The organism is Cupriavidus nantongensis, from assembly GCF_041726985.1.
Taxonomy (GTDB): Bacteria; Pseudomonadota; Gammaproteobacteria; order Burkholderiales; family Burkholderiaceae; genus Cupriavidus; species Cupriavidus nantongensis_A.
The window spans coordinates 2,582,519-2,598,905 of sequence record NZ_CP168303.1; the positions used below are offsets into that span (position 1 = coordinate 2,582,519).

Genomic DNA, 16,387 nt, shown 5'->3' on the forward strand with positions numbered 1-16,387 from the left:
AGAGCGAGGCTAGTGGTTGGCTTCGTAGACCGGCAAGACCTCCTCGACCGATCCCGCCATGCGGATCTTTCCGTGTTCCAGCCAGATTACCTTGTTGCACATCCTGCGAATGACTTCGTTCGAATGGATGGCCAGCACCACGATCTGGGCGCGATTATGAAGGTCATGCAGGCGCGCGTTGGCCTTGTCCTGGAATGAGGCATCGCCAACGCCGATCACCTCATCGAGCAGCAGGATATCCGCGTCGACAGCTGTAGACACCGCAAAAGCCAGCCGCATGCGCATGCCGCTGGAGTAAGTGCGTAGCGGAAGGTCGAGCGAATCGCCGAGGTCGGTGAATTCGGCGATGTCCTTTTCCTTGGCGCGCAGCTCGGCGTCGCTCATGCCGAGCAGCAAGCCGCGCAAGCGGATGTTCTGGTAGCCCGTCGAGTTCTCGTCCATCCCCAAGCTGATGTCGAGCAGCGGCACCGCCTTGCCCTGACGGTCATAGCTCCCCGACGTGGGCGCGTAGATGCCGGCCAGCAGCCTGAGCAGGGTCGACTTGCCGGCACCATTGTGGCCGATCAGGCCAACGCGATCGCCTGGCTCGAGCCGGAGATCGATACCGTCAAGTGCCTTGACGACGACCACACCAGTAGCTTCTTCCGCGATCTGGTTACGCCGTCCGAGTCGCAGCACGCGCTTCTTCAGCGAACGGCCCTGGACGTCGTAAATCGGAAGCTCGAGGCGGACATTGCGAAGTTCTATATATGCCATGTTACTGAATTCGTTCACACCCAGTACGGAATGCGCTTGAGATAACGCCCGGTCAGCCACAGTGCGGCGGTCCAGCCCACCACAGCCATGCCTAGCGAAACCCCCCAGGTAAGCATTGACGGAAACTCGCCCACCAGCGGCGCGCGCACCAGATGCAGCAAATAAGAGAGCGGATTGTAGTCAACGATCCAGGAAAACCGGACCAGCGCATCTGGCCGGTACATGATCGGCGTGACATAGAAAGCCACCTGGAACAGCGACGAAATAATCTGCGGCAGATCGCGGAAGCGCGCAGACAACAAGCCCGAAATCATCGCCATCCACATTGCATTCAGCACATACAGCAGGAGCGCCGGAATAAACAATGGCAGCGTGGCCCAATTTTTCACGCCAAAAATGATCAGCAGCGCCACCACAATAATGAAGTTATGGCCCAGGATAATCACGTTGCGCCACATCACCTGCAGCACGTATAGCAGTTTCGGGGTGGCGGCCTGCCGGATGAAGTGGGCATTATGGATATAGACGACCGCTCCCTCGTTCACGATCGTCGCGAGCAGGAACCACATTACCAGCCCGATGCTGAGGAATGGCAGGTACTCGCGCAGTTCCTGGCCGAACAGGGTGCCGTACACGGCACCGATCGAAGCGATCATGATCGCCATGCTGATGGTCAGCCAGAACGGTCCAACCGCCGAGCGCGCGTAACGCTGGCGAATTTCGATCCAGCCAAGTAACGACCAAAGGCGCCAGGAGGCGACGCTCTCCCGGAGGTCATCGATTGCAGTCAAAAGCATAGGGATTACCAAGAAAGTACGATGCCGCGCCGGTTTCCCGGAGCGGTGAAGCGGAATCAACCAACGCGGCGACGAATTCGCCGGCGAGTTCTGTCTCGCCGCGAAAGGCGCCACGATACCATAAAGACTTCGCCGTCAAGCCGCCAAGGCAGCCCATGGGGCGACGCGCGCGGCGGCCTCGTGCGAGCCGCTCGATGCAGGTTCGGCACGCCCTCACGGCGCAGGCAGCCGCGGCTTGCGGCCCTTCAACATCCGGCGCCCGATCCGGATAAACCGCCATGCATTGCGGGTTACCATCAGATGCGCGCCCGTCACCGCAAGAAAGGCCAGGAACAAGGCCTGTTCCGAGACCCCCGTTTTCCAACCGAGAACACCGACGAAACCCATCAGAGCGTTGCTCAGCACAATCAGCCACACGATAGTGCCGTGGCCAATATCCAGCCGCAGCAAAATATGGTGCAGATGGGTGCGGTCCGCCGCGAGCGGATTCTTTCCCTTCATCGCACGCCGCACTACCACTGCCAGCAAATCGATCAGCAGAAAGCCGAGAATCCACAGCATCACCACGGGGGGAATCCGGGCGCCGCTGTTATAGACAGGCTGTGACAGCTCCACGGCAAACCATACGATGCCGAAACCGAGCATCAGGCTGCCGGCGTCTCCCAAAAAGACCCGTCGCTTGCCGCGCAGCGGATTGCGAATGTTGAAAACCAGGAAACCCAGAATGGCGCCGCAGAAGATTACACAGATACGCTGAGCAGCGTTATTGCCTAACTCGCCCGCTACCACCGCCAGCCAGACAAAGATAAAAAACGCCAGGCCGCCTGCAAGGCCATCGAGCCCGTCGCTCATATTCATCGCGTTTACCACCGAGACCACCGCGAACAACGTCAGTGGGATGCCCCAGTTGAGCAACTCGATCTCGCGGCGCCCAAACAGATCGCCCAGCGAGGACAGGTAGACGCCGCCCCACGAAGTCATCAGGATCGCGGCAAACAGCTGGACCACCAGCTTGGCTGCAGGCGACATGCCTTTCAGATCGTCGACCATGCCTACCAGCGCAAGGACTGACAAACCAGCGAGCAGTGCCACATAGTAGCCCTGCGTGCGCATGAACATCAGCGCGCCGATCCAGACGGCCAGCGTAATAGCGATGCCGCCCACGAGGGGCACTTCGCCCTGATGCCGCTTGCGCATATCGGGACGGTCCATCAGCCCCATGATCGGTGCCAGCGGGCGCAGCGCCATGATGGCAAAGGCGCATACCAGAAATACAAAGCATGGCACCCAGAAGAAATCAAACATGCATGGCCCTCTTGTCGTGACCTGAAGCAAAGAACCGGAAACGCCAGTAAGTGCCGGAAGCGAACAGCCGCAACAAGCTCCCTATATGCCAGCGCAAATACTGCCAGTTGCGCCGGCTAGCGCGCTGTGCATCGTGAATGATGACGGCATTCGGCACCCACGACACATAGGCGCCAGACAAATGGATCTTCAGGCAGATGTCGACGTCTTCACAGTAAAGATGAAAGCGCTCGTCAAATCCGCCAATGCTGCGGTAGATATCTGCATGGAACACCATGCACATTCCCGCGAGCCAGTCGACCTGCTGGATCTTCTGAGAAACCGCGTAGTCGGCTTCGCAACGTTTCTTAAGGGTCCTGCGCAAAAGTCGGATAACGGAAGGGACACGCCGGGCACTGTCTTCGACGCGTCCATCAGGCGCCAGCACGCACGGGCCAGCCACCCCCGGCCATTGCGCAGCACAGTCGAGCAGCGGCAACAGGCTTTGCGGCTCCAGCCTCACATCGGGATTCATCACGCAGAAAAACGGCGCACGGCAATATGTGAATGCAGCATTGTGATTCTCGGCGAAGCCGATCGGCCTCGTATTGACGATCCACGTCAGCCGAAAATCCTCGGATTCCTCGACCGGAATACGCGGCTCCGGCAGATTCTGCGTGACAATGACCTGCATCCGCACCTGTCGCGAAGCCTCACGCAACTGGTGCAGCAACGGCGCGAGCAGGTGACCCTGACCATGGCTGACGACCGACACGGTCAGCCGCGGCGTCCATGTGGTGGATGCATGCATGGCCGCGTCCTCAGAGATGAATGACATCTCGTACCATGCCGGCAAAGCCGTCGGCAAATCGGTGATAGCCCCGCGCCTTGTATTCGTGCAGGATGCTGGTCAGCCGCGACACCGGGCCGCGTCCGAAGCCGATACGCCGGACATAGTGGGCGATCGCCTCGTCGACCAGCGCAAGTTTGTCGGCCGCCCCAGGATTCGTTGCGACTAATCTGCTGCGCAGCGCCTGTAAGCGGCGCAATTTGTAGTGCAAGTGTTCGTTGCGAGGCGTTCGTGCCACCCGCATCGCGTATGACGTAAGACGCGAGACGGTGCCGACGGGAATGCCGATCACATTAGACCGATGCTGGCGGTACTGCGTGAGCTTGTCCGCGAGCATGACTACCTTGCCTTCGGATGCCGCGCACGCCGCCAGCCATTCGTCGTGGATCCAGTCCTCGGCGAACGGCAGGGCCACGTCCAGCAGTTGCCTGCGGAACGCGGCGGTCGTGCCCGTCACCAAGTTGCGCCGGCAATACACTTCGAAGAACTTGCCCTGCATCACCAGCGCCTGTTCCCGTTCCGACAGTCTCAGCGCGGCAAAAAGCGACTTGCCCAGATCGTTTCCCTGCTCATCGATCAGCTCCGCGTCTGAGTGCACCAGCAAGAGTTCCGGATCCGCCCCGAAACAGGCGAGCAGCGCCCCGATCTTCCCAGGCGTCCAGACATCGTCTTGGTCAGCGAGAAAGATGATGTCGGTATTCAGCGCCCGGATCGCCTGTTCAAAGTTCCGGGTCACGCCGAGGCGCGGATCGTTGCGCAGCAGCGTAACGCGGATACCGCGTTGTGCCTCGGTCGCCGCTGCCCAGGACCGCAATACGGTCCAGGTGTCATCGTCCGACCGGTCGTCGCTGATGACAATCTGGTCGGGCACCACGGTCTGATTGACGATGGAGTCGAGCTGTTGATGGATAAAGGCGCCCGCATTGCAGGTGCACATGGCGACCCCGGTGCTAAGGCTGCGGGCAGGCTCGCGCTCGGCATCAGTGGATTGCGCGCTGGGGGGGCAGGGATGCATGCAAGAGCTTCAATGGAGGGCCAATACGCTTACGCGGTAGTTCTGACCGGCACCGCGACCGTACCGGTCTGGCCACTCGCAGGACGGTCGAGAAGCGGGTCCAGTTGCTCGAAGCACGTTGCAAAGGCCGACTGCCAGTCCAGCGGCAGGATGCTGCGCTTGACGTTGGCGCCCCGTTCCGACTCGCTCATCTGAGACGCCTTCACCACGGCGTCGATCATCGCTTCCAGATCGGCCGGCACGCAAAGGATGTTCGCGGAATAGTCCTCAAGACTCTGTTTGGGTCCGTAGCGCGAAGTCACGACGGCGGCACCGGCCAACGCCAGCTCAAGCGGCGGGTAACTGGGGTGCGGCGCCATCATCAGCGACAACGCCACGTCGGTCTTCATCTTCAGCGCATCGTATTCATCGAGAGTCAGCTTGCCCAGATTGCGGATCACCACGCCGGACTCAAGCTGGATATTGGGCGCCGACCCTTCACCGGCCATCACCACGTCCCACTCTTCGGCACGCAACAGGCTGCGCGAGAACACCTCGTTCAGGATGCGCAGTCCAAAATAGAACAGATTGCGCTCCACGCTCGGACGTCCATAGAAGAACAGCGTGCGCTTTGTGCGAGCCGCTCCCTGCGCCTGAGTCCTGGGCAGCCTGGCCACCATGGGCTCAAAATGGAGGACGGGCGTCTCTTGCGCGAGCTTGCCGCTTTCACTAATGCATTGCGCCATCAACGCCGTATTGCAGACCGCAACAAAATTACCGCCGGCGTAGCTCTGCTCGGCCAACAATTTCTGGTCGCTGTTCGCGTAGAAAATCGGCTCGTAGTCCTGCACCAGATAGATGAATTTTCGGCGCAGGGGGAAGGTTGCCGCCAGTGCGGCGTCCCACCATGCGCTGACCACCAACTGATCCTCGGGATGCAGGTCCAGGTAGCCATAGAAATTATGGCGGCGCTCCGCGACGCTCAGCACTTCAACCGATGCTGCGCTGACCGGGATACCATACTTGTCGAACAGCCCTTGCAGGCGGCTGGCTTCTCCGTTGACAACAGTCTGTACCACGCGCAAGGGCATGCCGTGCCGCTGGCTCAGCAATGCGGCGAAGATCAGCGCCGTGGCAGCCCCGCCGAACAGAGATGAATTCGACAAGGTCGGTAGCAAGAGCACCACCGCCGGCTTGCGCCCGGCCCTGGGAAGCGCTGGCATAACCGGCGTGACGGCGGAATTGGCGCCGTAATAGACTTCGGCGAACTGCCTGGCCTTGGCCACCACCCCATCCCCTGCAACTACCGGTCGCGACTCGATCATGGCGCTCAGGCGATGCTCTGTATCCGAAGCCAGCTGATACAGGCGGTTGGTAGCCTTGCGACCGATAAAGACGAAGCGTCTGAGGACGCGTAGCAGGAAAATTCGTTGACTCATGAATGAGCGGCCTTGTTTTTCGTCGGGACGAAGCGGTCCCCCCGTTGCGGGTCGTAACTTTCCAGATAAGACAAGTACGAGCGGTAAAAATCGTTGAACGGGATGGGTTTGTGCGCCCGCGACTGGCTTTCTTTATGCAGGATGAAGCCCGAGTCAGCTCCCGCCAGCACCGTCTGGTAACCGAGCTTCTCCAAGCGTATGCACATGTCCACGTCGCCACCGCAAATGATGAAGCGCTCGTCGAACCCACCGATCTCAGCAAACTTTGATCGCTGCACCACGGTGACGGCGCCCGTTACGGCGCTGAGCCGGACATCACCACGAATATCCGGTTCCACCCGGCCCGCCTTGCAGTCGTCGAGTACGTCTGACAACCGACGACCGACATACAAATGATCGGCAAGCCCGCCGGAGACCAGGAAGACTCCGCCGTGCTGGATCGTCTTGGCGTCGCCATAGAGCAACACGCAGCCGACCGCCCCAACCGCGGGCGCGTGCGCGCGCTCCACCATCGATTCCAGCAACCCGCGCGACTGCTCGACCAGTTCGGTATCGTTGTTCAGGAACAGCAGATCGCTGCCCTGCGACTGCGCTACTGCCCAGTTATTCAGCTTCTGGTAGTTGAATGGCTGGTCGTAGACCAACACGCGCGCGTTGTCATATTTCGCCAGGCCCTTCTCAACGGCATGCAACTCCGCCGCCGACGAATTGTTGCTGATCAGCAAGATTTCCCGGCATGCAGGGCCGAACCGGTACAAGGAGTCGACACATTGCAAAGTCATCTCCGCCTTGTCTTTGAATGGAATAAGTACGGATAAGTCACTGTGCATGGGCACCCCTTCCTTCTGCCATACCGAACCGTCGCGCGCGTGCGCTCGCTCAGTCAAACAACTCAGCCTGCTCCAGCAGACTGCCATTCTCGTCTTTCTTCGCCAGCACTGGTGCCCCCTCGATCGGCCATTCAATGCCGATGCCGGGGTCGTTCCAACGAATGCTGCGTTCAAACTCCGGTGCGTAGTAGTCCGTGGTCTTGTAGAGAAACTCTGCAGATTCCGACATGACGAGAAAGCCGTGGGCAAAGCCTTCCGGGATCCAAATCTGTCGCTTGTTCTCGGCCGAGAGCGTCACTCCGACCCACTTGCCGAAATTGGGAGAGCTGCGCCGGATGTCGACCGCGACGTCAAACACCTCGCCCGAGACGACACGCACCAGCTTGCCCTGCGGGCGTTGAATCTGGTAGTGCAGGCCCCGCAGCACGCCTTGCGCAGAACGGGAGTGGTTGTCCTGGACGAAATGCCTGTGTACGCCGGTAACTTGCTCGAATTCCCTCGCATTAAAGCTCTCATAGAAGAAACCGCGCTCGTCCCCAAATACCTTGGGCTCGAGGATCAGCACTTCCGGCAGAGAAGTAGGAACAACTGTCACACTCATTTAATCGGCTCCGAAATAATTTGCTGGAGATACTTGCCATAGCCGTTCTTCAACAATGGCGTCGCCAGTTCGGCAACCTGCTCTGCAGAAATCCATTTATTGCGGAAGGCGATCTCTTCGGGGCACGCCACCATCAGACCCTGCCGGCTCTGCAAGGTCGCGATAAAGCTTGCCGCCTCGAGCAGCGAATCGTGCGTACCGGTGTCGAGCCAGGCGTAGCCACGCCCCATGATCTCGACGTCAAGCTTCGCCAGCTCGAGGTAGCGCTTGTTCACATCGGTGATCTCCAGCTCCCCGCGCGCAGAAGGCCGGATATCCGCGGCAATATCGCAGACCTGGCTATCGTAGAAATACAGGCCCGTCACCGCGTAGTTGGAGCGCGGCTTCGCCGGTTTTTCTTCGAGCGACAGGGCGCGGAAATTCTCGTCGAACTCCACCACGCCGTAGCGTTCCGGATCGTGTACGTGATAGGCGAATACGGTAGCTCCGGTCTGCTGGGCCGAAGCGCGCTGCAACTGCGCCACCAGATCGTGACCGTGGAAAATGTTATCCCCCAGGATCAGCGTGCTCGGATCGCTGCCGACAAAGTCACGGCCGATAATGAACGCCTGGGCCAGTCCGTCCGGAGAAGGCTGCACCGCATATTGGAGATTGATACCCCACTTGCTGCCATCACCCAACATTTCGCTGAAACGCGGGGTATCCTCGGGCGTGGAAATAATCAAAATATCGCGAATGCCCGCCAGCATCAGCGTAGACAGCGGATAGTAAATCATCGGCTTGTCATATACCGGCAGTAACTGCTTGGACACCGATCTCGTGATCGGGTAGAGCCGGGTGCCGGAACCCCCAGCCAGGATAATGCCTTTACGCATGGTGTCTAGCTCAGGAGAAGATCTGGTCCAACAGGTAGTGCACACCCTGCTGCCAGTCTGGAAGATGGATGCCAAAGGTCTGACGCAGCTTGCTCGTGTCCAGGCGTGAGTTGGCCGGGCGCGGTGCAGGCAACGGATACGCCGTCGCAGGGATCGCTTCGATGCGGGCCGGGTCTACCTTCAGTTCGATGCCTTTGGCGGCGGCGTAGCGCAGCACTTCGCTGGCGTACGCATGCCAGGTAGTTTCGCCAGCCGCGGCAAGGTGGTAGATGCCGGAGGCAAACGATGTCCGGTCGCCCGACAGCCAATGGCGCGCCACCACCAGAGCGGTCACGTCGGCAATCAGCGCGGCCGTAGTCGGGGCCCCAAACTGGTCGACAATCACGCGCAGGCTGTCGCGCTCGCGGCCCAGCTTCAGCATGGTCTTGGCAAAATTGCTGCCATGCGCGCCGGCAACCCAGCAGGTGCGGAATACGAGATGGGCTGCGCCGGCCGCGGCAATGGCTTGCTCGCCCGCGAGTTTGCTTTTGCCGTACACCGATTGCGGATCCACCGCATCGGTTTCGACATAGGCGCCTGCCTTGGTGCCGTCAAAGACGTAGTCGGTGGAGTAGTGAACCAGCAGGCTTCCGAGCAGCTTTGCCTCTTCCGCCAGCACGCCCACAGCCGTGCCGTTGATGGCGTAAGCCAGCTCCGGTTCCGACTCCGCCTTGTCGACCGCCGTATAGGCGGCCGGATTGACAATGACATCGGGCTGGTGCTCGCGCACCGCGCGACGGATGTCGTCGGGCCGGCTCAAGTCACAGCTCGAACGATCGAGCGCCACGACCTTGCCCAGCGGTGCCAGGCTGCGGCGCAGTTCAAATCCGACCTGGCCGTTGCTGCCGGTTACAAGAAAAGTGGGAATGGCGGCGTTACGCGGCATACTGCTTCGTCACCCAATTCCGATATTCCCCCGACATCACGTCCTGCACCCACGCCTGGTTATCCAGGTACCACTGGACCGTCTTGCGCAGGCCGCTTTCAAAGGTCTCGGCCGGCTTCCACCCCAGTTCGCGTTCCAGCTTGCGTGCATCGATCGCATAGCGGCGATCGTGTCCCGGGCGATCCTTGACGAAGGTGATCTGGTCACGGTACGAGCCGATGGCCTTGGGCGACAGTTCGTCGAGCAGGTCGCACAGCGTGTGGACGACGTCGAGATTGGTCTTCTCGTTCCAGCCGCCAACGTTATAGGTTTCGCCCAGGCGGCCGCGTGCCAGCACCTCGCGGATGGCCGAGCAGTGGTCGCGCACGTACAGCCAGTCACGCACGTTTTTCCCGTCGCCATAGATGGGCAGTGGTTTGCCGGCGAGGGCGTTGGCGATCACCAGCGGAATCAGCTTTTCCGGGAAATGATACGGACCGTAGTTGTTCGAGCAGTTCGTCGTCAGAACCGGCAAGCCATAGGTATGGTGATACGCGCGCACCAGGTGGTCCGATGCGGCCTTGGAGGCCGAGTACGGGCTGTTAGGCGCGTAGGGGGTCGTTTCCGAAAACTGCGGGTCGGTTTCGCTGAGCGAGCCGAACACCTCGTCGGTCGATACATGGAGGAAGCGGAATTCGGACTTGGCCGGTTCCTGCAAGCCGCTCCAGTAGGCGCGCGCGGCCTCCAGCAGCGTAAACGTGCCGACGATATTGGTCTGGATGAACTCGCCGGGCCCGTGGATGGAGCGGTCCACATGGCTCTCGGCGGCAAAGTGCACCACGGCACGCGGCTTGTAGGTGGCGAAGAGCTGGTCCAGTGCGGCACGGTCGCAAATATCGGTTTGCGAAAACACGTGGCGGGAGTCATCCTCCACCGACGCGAGGGTCTTTCGATTGCCCGCATAGGTGAGCTTGTCGACGTTCACCACGCCATCCGCGGACTTGTCGCTCAACCACGCGAGAACGAAATTGGCACCGATGAACCCGGCACCCCCTGTGACCAGAATATGGGACAAAACTTGCTCCTTGCCTCGATATGTTTCGATGACCCGACAAAAGCCGAGAGCCCACCTGGTCCTCTTCCGGGACGGCGGGGCGTTAAGTGCCTGCAGAAGTGGCGGTATTCTATCTGACTGAATCCTCCAGCTTACGGGCTGGCTCCCACTTTTTGTAGCCTCATGTAACCGTGCCACGGTATATCGGTCACAAAACTACAAATAGAAGCGAATTTGTTCTCCCTGGATCAGATGCCCAACAATAAAGTTACACATTCAGCACTTTATGCCATCGGTGACCTGCAAGGTTGCGGACCCTCACTGGACGCCCTGCTGGCCCGCATCCCGGCGCAGCCGGCCGTGCGCCTGGTTGGCGATCTCGTCAACCGTGGCCCCGCTTCTCTTGAAACCCTGCGCACGATTCGCGCCATGGGCGACCGTGCCGAAACCGTCCTCGGCAACCACGACATCCACCTTCTCGCCGTAGCCTCCGGCGTCCGCAAAAAAGGCCGCCACGACACCCTCGACGACATTCTCACCGCCCCCGACCGTGAGGACCTGCTCATCTGGCTACGTCACCGCCCCCTTGCCCTGCTGGAGAACAACTTCCTGCTGGTGCACGCCGGCGTCCTCCCCCAGTGGAGCGCCGCCCAGGTGATCGACCTTGCACACGAAGTCGAAGAACAATTCCAAGGCCCCAACTGGCAAGGCTTCCTCGCCGACATCTTCGGCAACACGCCTGACCGCTGGCACGACGGCCTGCGCGGCATCGACCGTCTCCGCGTGGTGGTGAATGCCCTCACCCGCCTGCGCTACTGCACAATCGACGGGGTCATGGACTTCAAGACCAAGGATGGCCCGGGCAAGGCGCCGGAAGGGTTCATGCCCTGGTTTGACGTGCCGGGGCGACGCACCGAGGATGTAACGGTGGTCTGCGGGCACTGGTCAACGCTGGGCCTGGTCATGCGGCCGAACCTGATGGCACTGGATACGGGCTGCGTCTGGGGTGGCAAGCTGACGGCGGCGCGCCTGGCGCCGGATCCCGCCGAGCGGACCGTGATCCAGGTGGATTGCCCGCAATATTGCGATCCGCTGGCTTGACTCGCTATCCCGCGTTGGCGGGGACGACAGGGCGGCTAGCCCATGGCAGCGGACGCCGGCTGTGCCGCGCCGCCCGGTTCTGAGGGCTGATTCAGCCGTTGCGCTGCCGTGGCGGCGTGCTCGGCGGCGCCCTGGCTGAGATGGGCGACGACTTCCCTGGCGGAAGCCGCCAGTTCGCGGCGGTCGCCCGAGGCCGGCACCAGCGCCGGCCCGATTACCAGCCGCGCCTTGATCGGCGGCGCGCGCAAGACCGCCTCCAGCGATTGCAGCAGCGTGGTGTCGCCGATATAGGCGGCGGCCAGCGTCGGCTGGCCGGTGGCGGCATCGAGGTAGTTCAACCCCAGCGGCTGTACCGGCAGCCCGCCTGAAATCGGCGCCTGCATCAGGTTGGCATGGAACGGCAGCACGCTGGTCCCGTCCGTGGTCGTCCCTTCAGGAAACACCCCGACCAGGTCGCCCTGCAGCATCACATCTGTAATGTCATGCAGCACGCGATGCGCGTCCCGCTTGCGCGCGCGTTCGATGAAAATGGTGCCGGTCTTGTCGCACAGCCAGCCGATCAGCGGCCAGTTACGGATCTCGGACTTGGCGACGAAGCGCACCGGCTGCCAGCTGTGGATGACGTAGATGTCCAGCCACGAGATGTGGTTGGAGACCACCATCGCCCCCTGCCGCGCCGCACCGGTGTGCGGGGCGCCGGTGGCGTCTACCACTTCCACTTCGACCCCGCAGATTCGCAACAGCCGCCGCGACCAGCGCCGGATATGCCATGCGCGCGAGCGCACGCCCAGCCATGGGAACAGCAAGGCGCAGGTCAGCAACCCGCGCAGCAAGTGCAGGACCAGTGCGGTCTTGCGCAGCCAGATCATGCCTGGGCGTGGTTGCCGTAGACGACTTGCCCGCCGACCAGGGTCATGCGGACCTTGCCTTCCATTTCGTAGCCGAGCCACGGCGAGTTCTTGCCCTGGCTCTTGAGGGAGCGGCGCTCGACCTTCCACACTTGCTTCGGATCGAACACGCACACGTCGGCGGCGCTGCCGACGGCTAGGGTGCCGGCCTTGAGGCCGATCACGCGGGCGGGCTCGGCGGTGATGCGGGCCAGCGCCTGGGCCAGCGGGACCTTGTGCTCGGTGGCCCAGCGCAGGGTCAGCGGCAGCAGCAGTTCCAGGCCGGTTGCGCCGGGCGAGGCTTCGGCGAAGGGCAGCAGCTTCTCGTCGTCGTCGACCGGCGTGTGGTCCGAGCACAGCGCGTCGATGGTGCCGTCTGCCAGCGCGGCGACGATGGCGTCGCGGTCGCGCGGGCTGCGCAGCGGCGGCGAGAAGCGCATCTGCGAGTTGAAGTAGCCGATATCCATGTCGGTCAGCGAGACGTGGTGGATATTGACGTCGCAGGTCACTTTCAGGCCTTCGCGCTTGGCCTGCCGCACCAGTTCCAGCCCGGCGGCGGACGACAGCCGGCACAGGTGGACGCGCGCGCCGGTGCTGCGCATCAGCTCGAAGATGGTGTGCAGGCGCACGGTCTCGGCGATGACCGACACGCCGGACAGGCCCAGGCGCGACGCCACCGCGCCGCTGGCGGCGACGCCGCCGCCCAGGAACGGGTCTTCGGGGCGCAGCCAGACGGTGAAGCCGAAGGTCTGGGCGTATTGCAGCGCGCGCAGCAGCACCTGGGTGTTGCGCACCGGCGCCTCGGCCTGGCTGAAGCCGACGCAGCCGGCCTCGGTCAGCTGGCCCATCTCGGTCAGGGTCTCGCCCTTCAGGCCCAGGGTCAATGCGCCGAGCGGGTAGACGTGGGTCTGGTTCAGCGTGCGCGCGCGGAACTTCAGCATCTCGACCAGACCGGGTTCGTCGAGCACCGGGTCGGTGTCGGGCGGGCAGACCAGGCTGGTCACGCCGCCGGCGGTGGCGGCCGCGACCTCGGACTCGAGCGTGGCCTTGTATTCGTAGCCGGGCTCGCGCAGGCGCGCGGACAGGTCGACCAGGCCCGGGCACACGATCAGCCCCTTGGCGTCGATGACCTTGTTGGCGGTGAAGTCCGCCGGGGCGCTGCCGACGCCGACGATCTTGCCGGCGGCGATATAGAGGTCCTGCGCGGCGTCGGTGTTGCTGGCCGGATCGATCAGGCGGCCGCCCTGGATGTGAATCTTCATAGCTTGGCTTGTCGTGTCGCTGGGCTGGATCGGTGTGTTCTGGCTCGACTGCATCATCGTTGCTGCTTATTCGTCGCTATTACCTGCCACGATGCCCATCACCGCCATGCGCACGGCGATGCCGAAGGTCACCTGGTTGAGGATCACGGACTGCGGGCCGTCGGCCACGGCGGAGTCGATCTCGACGCCGCGGTTCATCGGTCCCGGGTGCATCACGATGGCGTCCGGCTTGGCCAGTGCCAGCCGCTCCGGCGTGAGGCCGTAGGCCTTGAAGTATTCCTGTGCGGACGGCAGCAGCGCGCCGCTCATGCGCTCGTTCTGCAGCCGCAGCATGATAACCACGTCGACGCCCTTGAGGCCCTCTTCCATGCTGTGGAACACGCGCACGCCCATCTGCTCCAGCCCGGACGGCAGCAGCGTGCGCGGGCCGATGGCGCGCACTTCCGGCACGCCCAGCGTGGTCAGCGCGTGGATGTCGGAACGCGCCACGCGCGAGTGCAGGATGTCGCCGACGATGGCCACCGTCAGGTTGGTGAAGTCCTTCTTGAAATGCCGGATGGTGTACATGTCCAGCAGGCCCTGCGTCGGGTGGGCATGGCGGCCGTCGCCGGCGTTGATCACGTGCACGTGCGGGGCGACGTGCTCGGCGATCAAATAGGGCGCACCCGAGCTGGCATGGCGCACCACGAACATGTCGGCGGACATCGCCGACAGGTTGTTGATGGTGTCCAGCAGCGACTCGCCCTTGCTGGTCGACGAGGCGTTGATGTTCAGGTTCAGCACGTCCGCGGACAGCCGCTTGGCGGCGATTTCGAAGGTGGTGCGGGTGCGGGTGGAGTTCTCGAAGAACAGGTTGAACACGCTCTTGCCGCGCAGCAGCGGCACCTTCTTGACATCGCGGTCGGAGTCGGACAGCGAGACAAACTGGCTGGCGGTGTCGAGGATGTGCGTGATCATGTCACGCGACAACCCCTCGATCGACAGCAGGTGCTTCAGTTCGCCGTTCTTGGTGAGCTGCGGGTTGCGGAACGTCTTGGTCATGGCTGGTCGGGCGCGGGCAAAAAACGGGAGGTGGTCTGGTCTCGGGGCAGGCTTTCGGGCCGTAAGGCTTTGGGGCGCGCTGGGCGCGCCCTCGGTGCCGGTTCAGCCGGTGGCGGAATCGGTGGGTTCGGTCGCGAAGGCGAATTGCGCGCCGGCGCCTTCGCCCTGGCGCGACAGCACCAGGGTCGTGCCGGGCGGCAGCGCCATCTCGGCGGCGCACAGGTCGGCGGCGATCGGCAGCTGGCGCCCGCCGCGGTCGACCAGCACGCCCAGCGCCACGCGCGCGGGACGGCCGTAGTCGAACAGCTCGTTGACGGCGGCGCGGATGGTGCGGCCGGTGGCCAGCACGTCGTCGATCAGCAGGATGTTGCGCTCGTCCACGGCAAATGGCAGCGTGGTCGGCTGGGCCTGGCTGTGCAGGCCCTTCTTAGCGTAGTCGTCACGATGGAAGGCGACGTTGATCACGCCGTGCTCGGGCAGCTGCAGGTCCGCCGCCAGCCGCGCGGCGATCCAGGCCCCGCCTGAATGGATGCCGGCCACCGACCAGCGCGCGCGCTCGGCCTCGGGGATCAGCGCCTGCGCCTGGTCCAGCAGCTTGCGGTACAGCGACTCGGCGTCGGGAACGGAAATCTGCGTCATAGCGGGAATTGGTCGAAGTACTGTTGCAGGATGATGCGCGCGGCCTCGGCATCGAGTTCGCCGCGGCGGGCGCCGGCCATCGACGCGGCACGCGAGGTATAGCGCTCGTCCACCCATTCCACCGGCAGGCCGAAGCGGCCGTTGAGCTGGTTGCCGAAGCGCCGCGCCAGCTTCATCGACGGTTGCTCGCCGCCTTCGGGGTTGACCGGCATGCCGACGATCAGCTGCACCGGGTTCCATTCCTGGATCAGCGCGGCCACGGCCTCGAAGCGGCCTTCGACGGTGATATTGGGGAGGATGGTCAGGGCACGCGCCTCGCGCGTGATGAAGTTGCCCAGCGCAACGCCGATCTTTTTTTCGCCGTAGTCGAATGCCAGGACCGTGCCGTCGCGGGGCAGTTCACGCCCCACGGCATCAGGCATGCCCGGCCTCGCCGGACAGCATGGTGAAGTCGATGCCCAGCAGCCGAATGGCGGCGGCAAAGCGCTCGTCGGGCGGCACGCTGAAGATGATCTCGGGATCGGCCTGGACCGTGAGCCAGCCGTTGCGGCTGAGTTCTTCCTCGAGCTGGCCGGCGCCCCAGCCGGAATATCCCAGCGTCAGCAGGAAGCGGTGCGGGCCGCTGCCATTGGCCACGGCCTCGAGCACGTCCTTGGAGGTGGTCATCTCCAGCCCGCCCGGCACGGCCAGCGACGAGACATAGACGCCGACCGGGTCGTGCAGCACGAAACCGCGCTCGGTCTGCACCGGGCCGCCGAAGTAGACCGGCTGGTGCGCCACGGGCTGGATCTCGAGCTTGAGGTCGATCTTGTCGAACAGCGTGGCCATGTCGATGTCGATGGGCCGGTTGATCACCAGCCCGAGCGCGCCACGCTCGTTGTGTTCGCAGATGTAGACGACGGAACCCGAAAAGGTCGGATCGGCCATGCCGGGCATGGCAATCAGGAACTGATTGGTCAGATTGATGGGTGCTTCGGGCTTCGCCATGCCTTGCATTTTATCAAATCGCCGGGGGTCTTCCGGAAAAGATTGGCGGGCCTTGCAGTGCAGCAAGCGGCGCGCCAGCGGCTGAA

Annotated in this window: 18 protein-coding genes; 1 reads left to right on the forward strand and 17 read right to left on the reverse strand. The window is 62.8% G+C overall.

Annotation, left to right across the window (positions count from 1 at the left end):
• Positions 1-9 precede the first annotated feature (9 nt).
• The 11 genes from ACEI37_RS23175 to rfbB all read right to left on the reverse strand — a co-directional run bounded on the left by ACEI37_RS23175 (position 10) and on the right by rfbB (position 10,405).
• The gene (locus tag ACEI37_RS23175; protein ID WP_111519361.1) at positions 10-756 is read right to left on the reverse strand and encodes an ABC transporter ATP-binding protein; all 747 of its coding nucleotides are present in this window, start codon (positions 754-756) and stop codon (positions 10-12) included.
• 14 nt (positions 757-770) lie between these two features.
• Positions 771-1,553 carry an ABC transporter permease gene (locus ACEI37_RS23180; RefSeq protein ID WP_018008105.1) on the reverse strand — a complete coding sequence of 261 codons (783 nt, stop codon included), beginning with the start codon at positions 1,551-1,553 and terminating at the stop codon, positions 771-773.
• 213 nt (positions 1,554-1,766) lie between these two features.
• Complete coding sequence (locus ACEI37_RS23185; protein WP_373378322.1) at positions 1,767-2,858, reverse strand: MraY family glycosyltransferase; 1,092 nt, start codon at positions 2,856-2,858, stop codon at positions 1,767-1,769.
• A complete protein-coding gene (locus tag ACEI37_RS23190) occupies positions 2,851-3,648 on the reverse strand; it encodes a glycosyltransferase family 2 protein (RefSeq protein WP_373378323.1) in 798 nt (265 codons plus the stop codon). Before ACEI37_RS23190 ends, ACEI37_RS23185 begins: the two co-directional genes overlap by 8 nt.
• A gap of 10 nt (positions 3,649-3,658) precedes the next feature.
• A complete protein-coding gene (locus ACEI37_RS23195; RefSeq protein WP_373378324.1) occupies positions 3,659-4,702 on the reverse strand; it encodes a glycosyltransferase family 2 protein in 1,044 nt (347 codons plus the stop codon).
• 29 nt (positions 4,703-4,731) lie between these two features.
• On the reverse strand, positions 4,732-6,120 hold the full coding sequence (locus tag ACEI37_RS23200; RefSeq protein WP_373378325.1) for a hypothetical protein: 1,389 nt from the start codon (positions 6,118-6,120) through the stop codon (positions 4,732-4,734).
• A complete protein-coding gene (locus tag ACEI37_RS23205; RefSeq protein ID WP_373378326.1) occupies positions 6,117-6,950 on the reverse strand; it encodes a glycosyltransferase family 2 protein in 834 nt (277 codons plus the stop codon). Before ACEI37_RS23205 ends, ACEI37_RS23200 begins: the two co-directional genes overlap by 4 nt.
• 49 nt (positions 6,951-6,999) lie before the next feature.
• Positions 7,000-7,551, reverse strand: a complete 552-nt coding sequence (rfbC, locus tag ACEI37_RS23210; protein WP_373378327.1) for a dTDP-4-dehydrorhamnose 3,5-epimerase — start codon at positions 7,549-7,551, stop codon at positions 7,000-7,002.
• Positions 7,548-8,426 (reverse strand): glucose-1-phosphate thymidylyltransferase RfbA, encoded by an 879-nt coding sequence (rfbA, locus tag ACEI37_RS23215; protein ID WP_373378328.1) that lies wholly within the window; start codon positions 8,424-8,426, stop codon positions 7,548-7,550. Before rfbA ends, rfbC begins: the two co-directional genes overlap by 4 nt.
• Before the next feature lie 10 nt (positions 8,427-8,436).
• Positions 8,437-9,351 carry a dTDP-4-dehydrorhamnose reductase gene (gene rfbD / locus ACEI37_RS23220; protein WP_373378329.1) on the reverse strand — a complete coding sequence of 305 codons (915 nt, stop codon included), beginning with the start codon at positions 9,349-9,351 and terminating at the stop codon, positions 8,437-8,439.
• Positions 9,341-10,405: a dTDP-glucose 4,6-dehydratase gene (gene rfbB / locus ACEI37_RS23225; protein ID WP_373378330.1), complete on the reverse strand. Its 1,065-nt coding sequence runs from the start codon at positions 10,403-10,405 to the stop codon at positions 9,341-9,343. Before rfbB ends, rfbD begins: the two co-directional genes overlap by 11 nt.
• 231 nt (positions 10,406-10,636) lie before the next feature.
• On the opposite strand from rfbB, the gene ACEI37_RS23230 reads away from it, so the two are divergent.
• Positions 10,637-11,485 carry a symmetrical bis(5'-nucleosyl)-tetraphosphatase gene (locus tag ACEI37_RS23230; RefSeq protein ID WP_373380307.1) on the forward strand — a complete coding sequence of 283 codons (849 nt, stop codon included), beginning with the start codon at positions 10,637-10,639 and terminating at the stop codon, positions 11,483-11,485.
• Between the two features lie 35 nt (positions 11,486-11,520).
• Here the strand turns inward: ACEI37_RS23230 and ACEI37_RS23235 are convergent, their stop codons facing one another.
• The 6 genes from ACEI37_RS23235 to ACEI37_RS23260 form a co-directional block, all read right to left on the reverse strand.
• Positions 11,521-12,354 carry a lysophospholipid acyltransferase family protein gene (locus ACEI37_RS23235; RefSeq protein WP_373378331.1) on the reverse strand — a complete coding sequence of 278 codons (834 nt, stop codon included), beginning with the start codon at positions 12,352-12,354 and terminating at the stop codon, positions 11,521-11,523.
• Entirely contained in the window at positions 12,351-13,634 is a 1,284-nt protein-coding gene (locus ACEI37_RS23240) for a dihydroorotase (protein ID WP_373378332.1), read from the reverse strand. Before ACEI37_RS23240 ends, ACEI37_RS23235 begins: the two co-directional genes overlap by 4 nt.
• Positions 13,635-13,700: 66 nt before the next feature.
• Positions 13,701-14,675, reverse strand: coding sequence for an aspartate carbamoyltransferase catalytic subunit (locus ACEI37_RS23245; protein WP_373378333.1), 975 nt, complete (start codon positions 14,673-14,675; stop codon positions 13,701-13,703).
• Between the two features lie 102 nt (positions 14,676-14,777).
• Positions 14,778-15,314, reverse strand: coding sequence for a bifunctional pyr operon transcriptional regulator/uracil phosphoribosyltransferase PyrR (pyrR, locus tag ACEI37_RS23250; protein ID WP_373378334.1), 537 nt, complete (start codon positions 15,312-15,314; stop codon positions 14,778-14,780).
• Complete coding sequence (ruvX, locus tag ACEI37_RS23255; protein ID WP_010813827.1) at positions 15,311-15,736, reverse strand: Holliday junction resolvase RuvX; 426 nt, start codon at positions 15,734-15,736, stop codon at positions 15,311-15,313. Before ruvX ends, pyrR begins: the two co-directional genes overlap by 4 nt.
• Positions 15,729-16,301, reverse strand: coding sequence for a YqgE/AlgH family protein (locus ACEI37_RS23260; RefSeq protein WP_025583981.1), 573 nt, complete (start codon positions 16,299-16,301; stop codon positions 15,729-15,731). The genes ruvX and ACEI37_RS23260 overlap by 8 nt, the downstream gene beginning before the upstream one ends.
• Positions 16,302-16,387: the final 86 nt, after the last annotated feature.

Coding starts and splice junctions, on each gene's coding strand:
- ACEI37_RS23175 (WP_111519361.1), bottom strand. CDS start 756: ATGGCATATATAGAACTTCGCAATGTCCGCCTCGAGCTTCCGATTTAC.
- ACEI37_RS23180 (WP_018008105.1), bottom strand. CDS start 1,553: ATGCTTTTGACTGCAATCGATGACCTCCGGGAGAGCGTCGCCTCCTGG.
- ACEI37_RS23185 (WP_373378322.1), bottom strand. CDS start 2,858: ATGTTTGATTTCTTCTGGGTGCCATGCTTTGTATTTCTGGTATGCGCC.
- ACEI37_RS23190 (WP_373378323.1), bottom strand. CDS start 3,648: ATGCATGCATCCACCACATGGACGCCGCGGCTGACCGTGTCGGTCGTC.
- ACEI37_RS23195 (WP_373378324.1), bottom strand. CDS start 4,702: ATGCATCCCTGCCCCCCCAGCGCGCAATCCACTGATGCCGAGCGCGAG.
- ACEI37_RS23200 (WP_373378325.1), bottom strand. CDS start 6,120: ATGAGTCAACGAATTTTCCTGCTACGCGTCCTCAGACGCTTCGTCTTT.
- ACEI37_RS23205 (WP_373378326.1), bottom strand. CDS start 6,950: ATGCACAGTGACTTATCCGTACTTATTCCATTCAAAGACAAGGCGGAG.
- rfbC (WP_373378327.1), bottom strand. CDS start 7,551: ATGAGTGTGACAGTTGTTCCTACTTCTCTGCCGGAAGTGCTGATCCTC.
- rfbA (WP_373378328.1), bottom strand. CDS start 8,426: ATGCGTAAAGGCATTATCCTGGCTGGGGGTTCCGGCACCCGGCTCTAC.
- rfbD (WP_373378329.1), bottom strand. CDS start 9,351: ATGCCGCGTAACGCCGCCATTCCCACTTTTCTTGTAACCGGCAGCAAC.
- ACEI37_RS23230 (WP_373380307.1), top strand. CDS start 10,637: ATGCCCAACAATAAAGTTACACATTCAGCACTTTATGCCATCGGTGAC.
- ACEI37_RS23235 (WP_373378331.1), bottom strand. CDS start 12,354: ATGATCTGGCTGCGCAAGACCGCACTGGTCCTGCACTTGCTGCGCGGG.
- ACEI37_RS23240 (WP_373378332.1), bottom strand. CDS start 13,634: ATGAAGATTCACATCCAGGGCGGCCGCCTGATCGATCCGGCCAGCAAC.
- ACEI37_RS23245 (WP_373378333.1), bottom strand. CDS start 14,675: ATGACCAAGACGTTCCGCAACCCGCAGCTCACCAAGAACGGCGAACTG.
- pyrR (WP_373378334.1), bottom strand. CDS start 15,314: ATGACGCAGATTTCCGTTCCCGACGCCGAGTCGCTGTACCGCAAGCTG.
- ruvX (WP_010813827.1), bottom strand. CDS start 15,736: ATGCCTGATGCCGTGGGGCGTGAACTGCCCCGCGACGGCACGGTCCTG.
- ACEI37_RS23260 (WP_025583981.1), bottom strand. CDS start 16,301: ATGGCGAAGCCCGAAGCACCCATCAATCTGACCAATCAGTTCCTGATT.